This is a genomic window from Streptosporangium amethystogenes (genome assembly GCF_000721075.1).
Classification (GTDB): domain Bacteria; phylum Actinomycetota; class Actinomycetes; order Streptosporangiales; family Streptosporangiaceae; genus Streptosporangium; species Streptosporangium amethystogenes.
The window spans coordinates 700,969-713,450 of record NZ_JOEQ01000005.1; the positions used below are offsets into that span (position 1 = coordinate 700,969).

A 12,482-nucleotide genomic window follows, 5' to 3' on the forward strand; every position below is an offset into this window, starting at 1 on the left:
GCCAAGCCTGAAGGGTCTGAGAATCGCGGGAGAGGTCACTCGCCCCAGAAGGCGTCGACCTCGTACTGGTCCCGGCTGTGCAGCCACGACTCGGCGATCTTGCCGTCGCGCATCGTGATGACGTGGGCCAGGTTGTTCTCCAGCGGAACCGATCGGTCGGACCGGGTCGCTGTGTACGTGGCGAGCGCGACGGCCGCCTTGTCGTCGGCCAGCACCCGGTGGACATCGATCCGCAGTGTTCCCTGGCTGAGCGTGGCCGCCTTGACCACGAAGCCGATCACGGCCTCCCGGCCCTCGTAGGTGCCGGTGTTCGTGCTCCGGCCGGGGACGTGCAGCACCGAGTCGTCGGTCAGGAGCGCCATCGCGCCGTCCAGGTCCCCCTTGTCGAGCGCCTCGTAGAAGTCCCTCACGGTCTGGGCGTTGCGCTGAGCGGACATGCGATCCTCCTTAATTTGTTTCGACATGAAAATAGTTGCACGATACTGTTTCGATGTCAAAATAAGCGAGTGACCGATCCAGACCTCCCCGTACGCCAGATGATCGAGGAATGGGCCGCCAGGCGGCCCGATGTCGACCCTCGCCCCATGGCCCTCTTCGGCCGGTTGACCAGGGCGGACACGCTGGCCAACGCCGCCATCGCGGCGACCCTGCGACCGCACGGGCTCAGCAGGGGCGAGTTCGACGTGCTCGCGACGCTGTACCGGGGCGGAGAGGAGTTGTCGGCGGGCGCACTGGCCGGGGCGCTACTCCTCTCGCCGGCCGCCACCACCAACCGTCTCGACCGGCTGCAGGCGGCCGGGCTGCTGACCCGCTCTCCCGACCCGGCCGACGGCCGCAGCGTCCGTGTGGGGTTGACCAACGCGGGCCGCGAACTGCTCGAACGGAGCGTCGAGGACCATCTCCAAGGGCTGGGAACGCTCCTCCACGGCCTCTCGGACGACGAGCGCGAGCGGCTTTCCGATCTCCTCGCCCGGCTCCTGGAGAGCATAGCGGTCTCCTGAGGGCGACCTGATGGGATCTCGCGGTGTTTGGACACTGTCTGAAGTGCGCCGATGGGGTGGGGTGGGGTGCGATGTCACCGGCGGCGTCACCAAACTCTGGAGCCAGCGATCGGCCTGCCCCCAACACTTCAGCCGTAGATCGTAGCGATCTGGATGAGTATCGTCGCCATATGCCCGAACTGATCGCGCCCACCACGCGCTTGCACTCCGCCTGGCTTGAGGCGCATCACGAGTGGGGGCCCGGCCTCCACGAGGACGGATTCGGGCTGGGGCCGTCCGACGAGGTCGACTCGCCAGACGGATTCGCGGCCTGGGTGGCGCGGCTGGCTGAGGGGTTCGATCCAGCGAAGCCGCTGGAGGCCGGCCGAACGAGTTGCGTGTATCGGTGGATCGTCGAGGGCGATCGGGTACATGGCGGGATCACGCTGCGGCACGGGCTCAACGACTACGTGCTGCAGTTTGGCCACATCGGGTACGGTATCCGGCCGTCTTCGCGTCAGCGTGGACTGGCCGCCTGGGCACTGGGCCGGATGCTCGACGAGGCACGGGCGCTCGGTCTGGACCGGGTGCTGATCGTCTGTGAAGTCGACAACCTCGCCTCGGTGAAGACGATCGAGCACAACGGGGGCGGCCTCGAAGGCGTACAGGACACCGAATACGGTCCCGCACGGCGCTACTGGATCAAGATCTAGTTTGTGATCGTGCCAACGGGGGCCGGCCCGGAGACGGATGCGCCCACCGCTGGTACGACTGGGCGCCGGAGGTCAGCACCACCGCAGACCCGGCGGGCAGCCCGCATGTCATGTAATGGAGTGTCCGCTTCTAAGCTTCAAGATGTGACGAAATACCTTGATATGCATCCGGAAGATCCGCAGCCCCGGCTGATCGGCCAGGTGGTCGAGCTTCTGCGTGCGGACGGGCTGATCGCGTATCCGACGGACTCGTGCTACGCGCTGGGGTGCCGCCTTGGCAACAAGGAGGGCGTCGATCGGATCAGGGAGATCCGCCACCTGGGCAGTGACCATCACTTCACCCTGGTCTGTAGGGATTTCGCCCAGTTCGGCCAGTTCGTGCATATGAGCAATGCGCTGTTCCGCTCGGTCAAGGCGGCGACCCCCGGCGGATACACGTTCATCCTGCCCGCGACCAAGGAGGTGCCGCGGCGCTTGCTGCACCCCCGGAAGAAGACGGTCGGCGTCCGGATCCCCGACCACGTCGTCACGCAGGCGCTGCTGGCCGAACTCGGCGAACCGCTGTTGTCGAGCACCCTGCTGCTGCCCGATGAGACCGAGCCCCTGACGCAGGGCTGGGAGATCAAGGAGAGGCTCGATCACGCGGTGGACGCCGTCATCGACTCCGGCGAGTGCGGCGCCACCCCGACGACGGTCGTCGACCTCTCGCAGGGCGAGCCGGAGATCCTCCGCCGGGGCACCGGAGACCCGTCCCTCTTCGAGTAAGGCGACCGACACCACTCATGGCGGGTCTGGCGCGTCCACCCGGCGAGTTCGCCAGGTGGACGCGCTGCCGGACGAAGACGGCGCAGCACGATGACAGGGCCTCGGCGAGTTCTCGCCCCAACCCGTTTGGCTCCTGTGGCGGGCGTGACCGCATCGACCTGTCCTACCTGGTCAACGGCCCCGCGCTGCGACCCGAGCCTAGGTGTGAACCGGAACGCCGGGGCCCCGGGTGTCGCGGCGTGGTCGCCGAAATGCGGAGCTGTGCACGGTTGAACGTGCGACGCCTCCGCCGGCCAACTTGATCAGATCGGCCGGGGGCCGTGGGTGCCCATACCGGAGACGACCAAGCCGTCGCGGAAGATCAGGACTTCGGCGGACAGCTGACCTGTCTGATTCTGATAGTTGATCACGACGGTGTCGATGCCGCAACATACCCCGATGACCTCGAATCGCAGGTCGGGGTTGCGGCGCAAGCCCTCGGCCCAGTAGGCCCGCAACGCCTCGATACCGCGCACGACACCTTCCGACCCTTCGATGATCCGCGCGGCCAGCGGTGACCGGAACACCACGTCATCGGAATAACGTCCGGTAATCCGGTCAAGGTCATGAGAGTTCCAGTCCGCGGCCCACTCCTCGGCGAACCGCTGTGCTTCATCGAGATCCACACCGCACTTCATACCAGTTTGCCGCCGTTAATGTTGCGCGGAGAACCGTAGCCCGCACGATGACTTGGCGGGCCGTAATCCTCAATCACGTTGCGTGACAATCTCCAGCTCCCGGGCGCCCCGGCCATCGGCTTGGATCGATGTCCGAAAAAGACTGTTACATACTGTTCGCGGGTTGTGTTGTGGTACGAGAAGTGAATGATGAATGGCTAGAGGGTTCGCTTGTGGAATGTTTTTCATTCTTGCCCTGCAGCACCTTCCGGAGGGACGGCTGCGGCCAGGCCGAAGTGTGCCGGTCAACGGTGCCGGCCTAACCGGAATTCCGGTCGGCGCGTTCGACAGTGGACGCCTGGCGTGCGGTGGTAAAGGCGGCCACCACCGGTGCGGGTGGTGGAGTCGGCGGAATATGTCACTTCTCGAACGTCCGGGGCGTCTACATGAGTAGGGGAACCCGACAACGAGGAGGGTAAAGCCGCAGTGACTGATGCGGATGCCAGGTCGGTCGCAGACTTCGAGAAGAACCGGAAGCTGCTGTTCAAAGTGGCATACCGGGTGCTGGGCAGCGTGGCCGACGCCGAGGACGTCGTTCAGGAGTCATGGCTGCGATGGAGCCGCGTCGACCACTCCCGGGTCAGCGATCCACAGTCCTTCCTCATTCAGGTCTCGACCCGGCTCGCTCTCGATCGGTTGCGACGGGCCAAGGCCAGCCGGGAGGCCTACGTGGGACCGTGGCTGCCCGAACCGCTGCCGACCGGGCCGGAGATCGGAGAGGGCGCCGAGACGGCCGACTCGGTTTCCATGGCCATGCTGGTGGTGTTGGAGACCCTCTCCCCGCTGGAGCGAGTCGTCTTCGTGCTGCGCGAGGCGTTCGAGTTCTCCTTCGCCGACATCGGGGCCGTGCTCAATCGTTCCGAGCCCGCGGTCCGGCAGATCGCCCGCCGTGCTCGCGCGCACGTGCGTGAGCGACAGCCCCGGTTCCGCTACGACCGCAAGGTCCGCATGCAGGTCACCGAGCGCTTCCTGGCCGCGTGCCTGGGCGGCGACATTGACGGGCTGCTCGACCTGCTCGCCCCCGAGGTCACGCTGTGGAGCGACGGGAACGGCCTGCGCGGCGTGCCCCGGACCTCGGTACGGGGGGCACAGAAGGTCAGTCGCCTGCTGATCCATGGCATCCAGAAGGTGGTGCGGCCGTCGGCCGGGGCGTCGCCGGGCGAACGCGGCGTCGGCGGCGGATCCATCGTGGACGTCAACGGAGGTCCCGCCGCGCTCATCGTCGCCGCAGGTGAGACGATCGCCGTCGTCGTGGTCGATCTGGATCCGGTCACCGACCGCATCACGCAGATCTGGATCATCGCCAACCAGGACAAGCTGGGGGGTGTCGAAGGGGAGCGGTGACCGGACCCTGGAGAGGCGGATCTCTTCGGAGCCGGTGACGAACCCGTGCGGTCCCGCGCGGTGGGACACCGTGGTCCGCTGTGCGGTGCGAGACGCGGGCAGCGTCGCGGACCCGCCGGAGGAACACGTTCCGCAGTTCCGCCTTCTCAGCGCGGCTGGTCCGGAACCGAGCCCGGGATGACCTCGGCGGGACGGATCTCGCCGAACAGCTTGAGCGTCGCCGGGCGCAGCCGCTTCTGCGCCTCGGCAGGCCAGCGCAGAATCAGGGAGGAGAACACCGTCTCCAATATGATCTTCAGATAGGAGCGGCCCGAGCGGCCGACGGGGATCTCGGTGCACAGACCGGACACGGTCGTGAAGGCCTCCTGCCGGCCGAGCCGCAGCCGTGCCTGCCCGTCGACCCCGTTCGAGGACGCGTCGGTCACGAGGTCCACCGATTCCCAGAACAGTACCGGCGCCTCGTCACCGCGCAGCCACGCAGGGCAGGACGGCAGCGGTAGTTGCAGCGTGAATCCCGCCAGTACTCCGCTCGGGCGCAGATAGAAGGAGCCGTGGAAACAGGGCAGCTCGTAAAGGAGCCGCGGACCTTTCGACGTGTTCATCGACAGCGTCCCCCCGATGGCGTCCATGGGGATCCGCCAGGCACTGGGATCGATGTAGGAGTCGTCTGGAACGGAGACCAAGAGGATTCACCCCGTTATGCCGTACGGACGCGGTGCTCGGATTCAAGCTCGGTTACCAAGTAAGACGCACCGCGGAGCGGCGACGTGACATCGCCCGCGGTGCGAGAGGGCGCGTGGGCGCATGTCACGTTCCGGTGGCGGCGAGCGTCTTTCTTAGAGAGAGATGCCCCCTTCTGAGAGCTGGTGAAGGCACGGATGTCTTTGCAAGGCAAGTTGGCCGGGACGGTCAACGGCAGGTTTTCCCAGGTGAGCAGGCATGTTGACGTGGTGCTCGCGACCGGTGGGGACGGCTTTGCCGCCAGCGAGAAGGTCGCCGACACCTTCTCGCGAGGCGCGAAGGTGAGTGGCGCCAAGGTCGTCCTCGGCCCGGCCGCCCGGCCGCTTCCGCGGTTGCCGATCGCTGTCGACGCCGAGGGCTGTCTCATCGCCGAGGACGACCTCTCGGTGCCCGTCGGCCCCGGTTACTGGGAGCGCGGTGAGGCCGAGGTCAGGCAGAAGGGAGGTACGGAATGAGCACCGAACTGAAGAGGGTTCCCAAGGCCATCGCCGGCCCGTCGAGTTTTCTCGACGACCGTGTCGGGGCGGGCAACTTCGTCAGACGCAACATGCGGAAGATATTCCCCGACCACTGGTCGTTTTTGCTTGGCGAGATCGCGCTCTACTCGTTCGTCATCCTGCTGCTCACCGGAATGTTCCTGACGTTCTTCTTCAAACCGAGCATGAGCCATGTGATCTACGACGGTGTCTACGCCCCGCTGAGGGGCGTGGGGATGTCCGAGGCCTACGCCTCGGCACTGGAGATCAGTTTCGAGGTACGCGGCGGCCTGCTCATCAGGCAGGTCCACCACTGGGCGGCCCTGCTGTTCATAGCAGGCATGATGATCCACGCGTTGCGGGTGTTCTTCACCGGCGCCTACCGCAAGCCGCGCGAGTTCAACTGGATCATCGGAGTGCTGCTGCTCACGGTGGCGCTCTTCGAAGGGCTGACCGGCTACTCGCTACCCGACGACCTGCTGTCCGGCGCGGGCATGCGGGTCACCGAGGGGGCGATCATCTCGCTGCCGGTGATCGGGACCTATCTGAGGTTCTTCCTGTTCGGCGGGGAGTATCCGGGGGAGGATGTCATCTCCCGCTTCTACTCCATCCACATCCTGCTGCTTCCGGGCATCATCCTGGCGCTGGTCTCGGCGCACATGGTGCTGATGTGGGTGCAGAAGCACACCCAGATGCCGGGGAAGGGCCGCACCAACCAGAACGTGATGGGCGCGCCGTTCTACCCGGCCTTCATGTTCAAGGCCGGGTCGTACTTCCTGTTCACCTTCGCGGTGCTGGCGGGGTTGGGGACCTTCGCCCAGATCAACCCGATCTGGCTCTTCGGCCCGTACAGCCCGTCGGACATCTCGGCCGGTTCTCAGCCCGACTTCTACATGGCCTTTCTGGAAGGCGCGCTGCGGCTGATGCCCGCATGGGAGATCAACCTCTTCGGCGCCGACCAGGCGGGCACGCTGCCGCTGAGTGTGACCATCCCGGCGCTGGTGCCGCTGGGCCTCATCATCACCGGGATGATGCTCTACCCGTTCGCCGAACGGTGGATCACCGGTGACAACCGCGAGCACCACATCGTGGACCGCCCTCGTAACAACCCCCACCGCACCTCGATCGGCATGTCGGTCGTCGTGTTCTACGGCGTGCTGTGGCTGCTGGCGTCCAACGACGAGATCGCGTCCACCTTCCACATCAGCCTGAACACCACCACCTACGCCGGTCGCGTCCTGGTGATCGTCGGGCCGGTACTCGCGTACATCATCACCTACCGCATCTGCCTGGGACTGCAGCGTTCCGACGCGGCCATCATCGGGCACGGTGTGGCGTCCGGTGTGATCAGGCGTCTGCCGGACGGCAGGTTCATCGAGGTCCACGCGCCGCCGTCGGAGGAGGCCGAGGCGCACCTGCGCGGCAAGGAGGCAGTGCCGACGCTGTCGGTCCACGACGGTGCGGGCATCCCGCCCAAAGGCATGCGCGGCTCCGTGGGCAGGCTGAGAGCCCGGATGTCCGCGGCGTACGGAGGAGAGAAGGTGCCTCTCGACGAGGAACAGAATGGTCACGCCGCCATCGAGTCCGGGGACGGCAGTCCGCTGAAGCACTAGTCCACTGGCTTGGACGGTGCCCGTCCGAGCCCGGCCGCGCAGGTGTGCAACTGAAGAAAGCGCTCAGTTGCGCGGCCGGGCGGTCGAGGACGCCCGATGCCGCCCGGCTGTCAGCGGCCGTGTTCGGTCAGTCCGTAGAGGTTGCCGTCGTGACCGGCGATCTGTGCCCATCGGCCGCCGTCCCGCCAGGAGGTGGCCTGCGGCTCCACGACGATCTCGACGCCCCGAGTGCGCAGGTCGGCGCAGGTGGCGTCGAGATCGTCGCAGTCGAACCAGCCGTGCGTCATCCGTCCGGCCTGCGCGCGGAGCGTCTCCAGGACGGCCGGTTCGACGGCGGCGAGCGCCACGCAGGTCTGCGCGCCCGGTGGACGGACCTCGACCCAGCGCCGATCGTCACCGTAGGGAACGTCGGCCGCCAGTTCGAAGCCGAGCGTCTCGGTGAGGAACTCCAGGGTCCTGCTCTGGTCGCTGACGTACAGCACGGTGAGCCGGGGATTGATGATCATTGGCTTCCCTCTCAACGGTCGTCGAAGCCGCAGAGAGGATAGTGCGTGAACCGGTGACGGGAATTCAATCGTGTGCAAGAAGAACGGAGGTGGGTTCGGCGACGGCCAGATGGAAGCGGCGCAGCCGGGCCGGGTCGCCGACGACGTTGATCGCGGTGATCTGGCCGTCGTCGATCACCACTTCGAGGACGAGCGTCAGCTGCCCGCGTGGTGCGACGACGGCTCCGATGACGCCGTTGACGAGAGCGGGCCGGGCGAAGTGCGCCAGGCCGGAGTTGGTGAGCGTCTCCTTGGCGACGGCGCGGGCGCCGCGCACCTCGGTGCGCCCGTCTCCGCGCAGCGCGGTGAGGTCCGCTCGCCTGATGACGTCGGGAGCCAGCACGCCGAGGAGGGCGTCCAGGTCGCCGGCGCGTGACGCGGCGAGGAAGGCGTCCACGACCTTCCACTGCAGGCCGAGGTCGGCGGTGGGAACGGAGGCGGCACCGTGCACCCGGTGGCGGGCTCGGCTGGCCAGCTTCTTCGTGGTTGACGGCGACCGCTCGACGATCTCGGCGATCTCGTCGAACGGTACGGCGAACAGGTCGTGCAGCACGAAGGCGATGCGCTCGGCCGGTCCGAGCCGGTCGAGGACCACGAGCAGAGCGAGCCCGACGGAGTCGGCCAGCACCGCTTCCGTCTCCGGATCGGTGGCCTCACTGCGGCCGCTCAGCAGCTCCAGTTCGGTTGTTTCGGTGAACTCCTCGTTCCGGCGCCGGCGTGAGCGCAACATGTCGAGACAGACGCGGCCGACGATCGTGGTCAGCCATCCGGTCACGTTGACGACGGCGTCCGCACCGACGCGGTGGGCTCGCAGCCAGGCCTCCTGTACGGCGTCGTCCGCCTCGTCCACTGATCCGAGCATGCGGTACGCCACGGCCCGCAGATGGTCGCGGGACCTGCTGAAGTGCTCCACCAAAACGGCCTGATCGTTCATCGGTCACCTTTCGTCGTCGCATTTCGTCATATGAAAGTGACGAGACGGACGGCGCGAGATCGATTGGATCGCTCACCCTCGCACCGCTCACTTTACCGGTCCTGGATGAACATCCGTCGGCCGCCACGGGTCTCGTTGTCCGGACCGAGAGGCTTCGAGGTGATGGTCGTGAGCCCTACGACGGGGTGTTCGTGGGAAGAGGCCGAGTGGTTGTGCGGCAACGTGCGGTCGGAAACGCCGCTGGGACGGCGTCGCGACGAGCGGATCGCCACCGACGCCGTTGCCATCGAGGTCCGCCGGTGGGTTCACGACCGCGTCAAGCTGTTCGAGGCCGCGGTGGAGAGATGTCCTGCAGAGCTCCCGCCGGCAGGAGCCGGTCGCTCGACCGCCACCGGTCGGCCAGGACGTGACACCGGTCACCAACTCGTATAGCACCTTGCCCGATCCGCCCCGATGCTCATCGTCAACTTCATAGATCCGCGAAAGCGCTGGTCGCCACACCTGTCACCGATCCGCTGAGCCTCGACGAAGAGGCTTGCCGTCCGGCCGGGTGCGCTGTTGCGCAGGCCCGCTTTTGTTCGTTTGTTCCTGTCCCAAAAGGGCTGCTTTTCTCTGGAATTAGGGTGTTGACAACCAGGTTGGTGCCTAGGTGTGCTTCTTGCGAAGAATTCACCTTACCGTCACTCCTTCATGAAGGAAGGTATCACCGTGACACTTCACATCGCAGCCGACACCGATCGGAATGGCAGGGACCATCTTCCCGAGGTGTCGGACCCGCTCTGTGATCTGCCGAAAGGGGTCGTCGCCATAGGCGATCTCATGCCCTCGCTTTTGCCTCGCAAACAAGCGGAAGACCCTGCGCATATTCGCCGTCTCGCGGAGACCGAAAACAGTGCGGAACCGATCTTTGTGCACCGTCCGACCATGCGTGTGATCGATGGTGCGCACCGGTTACGCGTCGCCGAAATGAAAGGTGTGACGGAGATCACAGTTCATTTCTTTGACGGAAGCGAGGCGGATGCGTTCATCCTTTCCGTACAGCTCAATGTCAGGCACGGCCTGCCGCTGACCTTGGATGAGCGCAAGGCCGCCGCCCAGCGCATCATCGGCTCCCACCCGCGCTGGTCGGATCGTGCCATCGCGGAGCGTACGGGACTGAGTCCCAAGACCGTGGGCAAGGTTCGCAGCCGGGCGGGTGAGGCGGCCTCGCATCTGGACAGCCGCCTCGGGCAGGACGGAAGGGCCCGGCCGGTCAGCAGCGTCGAGGGACGTTACAACGCCGCGGCCCTGATGGCGACCAACCCCGAGATCTCGCTGCGTGAGCTGTCGAGGAAGACCGGCCTCTCGGTGGGAACGGTTCGGGACGTTCGTCAACGCCTCCACCACGGTCAGAACCCGATCCCGGAGCGGCTGCGCGGTTCGGAGGGGGGCGCGGCCGCCGCCACCCCACCCCGGAACGAGACGAGGTCGCCGAGGGAGGAGGTGAAACCCGCCGCGGTCGAGACCGTGTCGGTGGTGCGGAAGCTCGTCCGGGACCCGTCCCTGCGGGCGACGGAGTCCGGGCGGACGCTGCTGCGAATGCTCCTGCTCACCGAGATGGAGCAATCCCAGTGGGAGGAGCTCGCCGAGGCGGTCCCCATCCATTGCGTGCCGCTCATCCGCGCCGTCGTGCTCAAGCGCTGTGAGGATTGGCAAAAGCTGGCCAGCGTGGTGTCGAGGAAGTCGGAGAAAGCCGGCTGACCGCCAATTGTTCAGGCAGCCGAAGTTGTACACCCTTCCGTTCGCCGGGGTGCTGAAATAACGTCTGCGAAGACGACAATCATCGGAGGGTTTGTCATGTCGGACAGTTCTCATTTCCCGGGAAACGACGCGGAAGTAGAGCTTCGGAAGATCAACCGGGCGACGGTTGAAATGTACATGAACACCCGGGGGCAGGACCGCCTTCGGCGGCACCTGCTTTTTACCGAGGACGGCGTCGGCGGCCTGTGGACCAATGACACCGGACAGCCGATCGCCATTCACGGCCGCGACCGGCTCGGGGAGCACGCGGTCTGGTCATTGAAGTGCTTTCCCGACTGGGCCTGGCTCAACATCGAGATCTTCGAAACTCAGGATCCGAACTTCTTCTGGGTCGAGTGTGACGGCGCCGGGGCAATCCGTTTCCCCGGTTACCCCGAAGGGCGATACGAGAACCACTTCCTGCACTCGTTCCTGCTGGAGAACGGAAAGATCAGGCAGCAGCGGGAGTTCATGAACCCGTTCGAGCAGTTGCGCGCGCTGGGCATCCCGGTTCCCGAGGTCAAGCGTGAGGGGATTCCCACTTAACGGCGACCGCTCACATCCAGCGACCTCGACGACCCACGGTCGTCGGGAGCCGATCAGGATTCATGGTCAGCCCACCAGCCAGGCGACCATCTCTGGACATCCCCCACCGAGTCAAGGACGATCCCGGCGCGCAGGGCGCCTTCAACCGATGGAGATTGGTGACCTCGTCATGCCCGATATCAGGCTGAGCACGGCGTTACAACAGCCCGAGTGGAGCGATGTCTCGCAGGTACAGCGCGTCGGTGAGGCGTTGGCATCCCGCCCCTCGCTCGTCAGGGCGGAGGATGTGCGCGGTCTGCGCGCTCTTCTCGCCGACGTCGTGGCGGGCGGGGCGCTGATCCTGCAGGCGGGGGACTGCGCCGAGAATCCGGAGGAGTGCACACGGGAGCACGTCACCCGCAAGTGCGCCACGCTGGACGTGCTGGCCGGCGCGCTCAAGATGGTCACGCACAAGCCGGTGCTCCGGGTCGGGCGTATCGGCGGCCAGTTCGCCAAGCCGCGGTCCAACCCCACGGAACAGGTCGGCGATCTCACCCTACCGGTCTTCCGGGGGCACCTGGTGAACGGCCCGGAGCCGACGCCCGAGAGCAGACGCCCCGATCCGCTCCGTATCCTCACGGGATACATGGCGGCGAGCGACATCATGGAACACCTGGGCTGGCGTGGTTCGTATCGCCGTCCCGAGATCGACCCGCCCGTGTGGACCAGCCACGAGGTGCTGCTCCTGGACTACGAGGTCCCGATGCTCCGCCGGGACGCGGCGGGGACGCTGATCCTCGGTTCCACACACTGGCCGTGGATCGGTGAGCGGACCCGGCAGGTGGACGGCTCGCACGTCGCCATGCTCGCGGAGGTGGCCAACCCGGTGTCCTGCAAGGTGGGCCCGAAGATGACCCAGGACGAGTTGCTCGCCCTGTGCGAGCGGCTCGATCCAGAACGCGAGCCCGGCCGGCTGACCCTGATCGCCAGGATGGGCGCCGACCTGGTCGCCCACCGGCTGCCATCGCTCGTCGAGGCCGTTCGCGCCGCGGGGCATCCGGTCATCTGGCTGTGCGACCCCATGCACGCCAACACGGTCGTCACCCCGGACGGACGCAAGACCCGCGTGGTGGGGACGCTCATGCGGGAGGTCCGCGAGTTCGTGGGCGCGGTCGAGGCCGCCGGCGCCGTCGCCGGCGGCCTGCACCTGGAGACCACCCCCGACGACGTCACCGAGTGCGTCACCGACGAGGCCGACTTCGGCCGGGTGGGGGAGCGGTACACGAGCTTCTGCGATCCGAGGCTCACCCTCTGGCAGGCGGTCTCGGTGATCTCGGCCTGGGGCGACTGA

General features: G+C 66.4%; 14 protein-coding genes. 9 read left to right on the top strand and 5 right to left on the bottom strand.

Annotation, left to right across the window (positions count from 1 at the left end; genetic code table 11):
* Positions 1 to 35: 35 nt before the first annotated feature.
* Entirely contained in the window at positions 36 to 437 is a 402-nt protein-coding gene (locus IG98_RS0110975; RefSeq protein ID WP_030909429.1) for a nuclear transport factor 2 family protein, read from the bottom strand.
* 69 nt (positions 438 to 506) lie between these two features.
* Here IG98_RS0110975 and IG98_RS0110980 point away from each other — a divergent pair, with 69 nt between their 5' ends.
* From IG98_RS0110980 to IG98_RS0110990, 3 genes are all read left to right on the top strand, one after another.
* Positions 507 to 1,001 (top strand): MarR family winged helix-turn-helix transcriptional regulator, encoded by a 495-nt coding sequence (locus IG98_RS0110980; RefSeq protein ID WP_037969808.1) that lies wholly within the window; start codon positions 507 to 509, stop codon positions 999 to 1,001.
* 170 nt (positions 1,002 to 1,171) lie between these two features.
* Complete coding sequence (locus IG98_RS0110985; RefSeq protein WP_030909437.1) at positions 1,172 to 1,693, top strand: GNAT family N-acetyltransferase; 522 nt, start codon at positions 1,172 to 1,174, stop codon at positions 1,691 to 1,693.
* A 144-nt stretch (positions 1,694 to 1,837) separates the two neighbouring features.
* Positions 1,838 to 2,458, top strand: coding sequence for an L-threonylcarbamoyladenylate synthase (locus tag IG98_RS0110990; RefSeq protein WP_030909440.1), 621 nt, complete (start codon positions 1,838 to 1,840; stop codon positions 2,456 to 2,458).
* 302 nt (positions 2,459 to 2,760) lie between these two features.
* Here the strand turns inward: IG98_RS0110990 and IG98_RS0110995 are convergent, their stop codons facing one another.
* Entirely contained in the window at positions 2,761 to 3,123 is a 363-nt protein-coding gene (locus IG98_RS0110995; protein ID WP_030909443.1) for a nuclear transport factor 2 family protein, read from the bottom strand.
* Positions 3,124 to 3,600: 477 nt separating this feature from the next.
* Here IG98_RS0110995 and sigJ point away from each other — a divergent pair, with 477 nt between their 5' ends.
* Positions 3,601 to 4,518, top strand: a complete 918-nt coding sequence (gene sigJ / locus IG98_RS0111000; RefSeq protein ID WP_030909446.1) for an RNA polymerase sigma factor SigJ — start codon at positions 3,601 to 3,603, stop codon at positions 4,516 to 4,518.
* A 146-nt stretch (positions 4,519 to 4,664) separates the two neighbouring features.
* Here the strand turns inward: sigJ and IG98_RS0111005 are convergent, their stop codons facing one another.
* Positions 4,665 to 5,201, bottom strand: coding sequence for a hypothetical protein (locus IG98_RS0111005; RefSeq protein ID WP_030909451.1), 537 nt, complete (start codon positions 5,199 to 5,201; stop codon positions 4,665 to 4,667).
* Positions 5,202 to 5,447: 246 nt separating this feature from the next.
* Between IG98_RS0111005 and IG98_RS54805 the strand changes: the two genes are divergently transcribed.
* Both IG98_RS54805 and qcrB read left to right on the top strand, forming a co-directional pair.
* Positions 5,448 to 5,714, top strand: a complete 267-nt coding sequence (locus IG98_RS54805) for a hypothetical protein (RefSeq protein ID WP_425428001.1) — start codon at positions 5,448 to 5,450, stop codon at positions 5,712 to 5,714.
* Positions 5,711 to 7,348: a cytochrome bc1 complex cytochrome b subunit gene (gene qcrB / locus IG98_RS0111015; protein ID WP_030909458.1), complete on the top strand. Its 1,638-nt coding sequence runs from the start codon at positions 5,711 to 5,713 to the stop codon at positions 7,346 to 7,348. Before IG98_RS54805 ends, qcrB begins: the two co-directional genes overlap by 4 nt.
* Before the next feature lie 110 nt (positions 7,349 to 7,458).
* Here the strand turns inward: qcrB and IG98_RS0111020 are convergent, their stop codons facing one another.
* Together IG98_RS0111020 and IG98_RS0111025 are read right to left on the bottom strand one after the other, a co-directional pair.
* Complete coding sequence (locus IG98_RS0111020) at positions 7,459 to 7,854, bottom strand: VOC family protein (RefSeq protein WP_030909461.1); 396 nt, start codon at positions 7,852 to 7,854, stop codon at positions 7,459 to 7,461.
* A gap of 64 nt (positions 7,855 to 7,918) precedes the next feature.
* Positions 7,919 to 8,827: a sigma-70 family RNA polymerase sigma factor gene (locus IG98_RS0111025; protein ID WP_030909464.1), complete on the bottom strand. Its 909-nt coding sequence runs from the start codon at positions 8,825 to 8,827 to the stop codon at positions 7,919 to 7,921.
* Positions 8,828 to 9,517: 690 nt separating this feature from the next.
* On the opposite strand from IG98_RS0111025, the gene IG98_RS0111030 reads away from it, so the two are divergent.
* From IG98_RS0111030 to IG98_RS0111040, 3 genes are all read left to right on the top strand, one after another.
* On the top strand, positions 9,518 to 10,567 hold the full coding sequence (locus IG98_RS0111030; protein ID WP_084195263.1) for a ParB/RepB/Spo0J family partition protein: 1,050 nt from the start codon (positions 9,518 to 9,520) through the stop codon (positions 10,565 to 10,567).
* A gap of 96 nt (positions 10,568 to 10,663) precedes the next feature.
* Positions 10,664 to 11,152, top strand: coding sequence for a PhzA/PhzB family protein (locus tag IG98_RS0111035; protein ID WP_030909470.1), 489 nt, complete (start codon positions 10,664 to 10,666; stop codon positions 11,150 to 11,152).
* A gap of 169 nt (positions 11,153 to 11,321) precedes the next feature.
* Entirely contained in the window at positions 11,322 to 12,482 is a 1,161-nt protein-coding gene (locus tag IG98_RS0111040; RefSeq protein WP_030909472.1) for a 3-deoxy-7-phosphoheptulonate synthase, read from the top strand.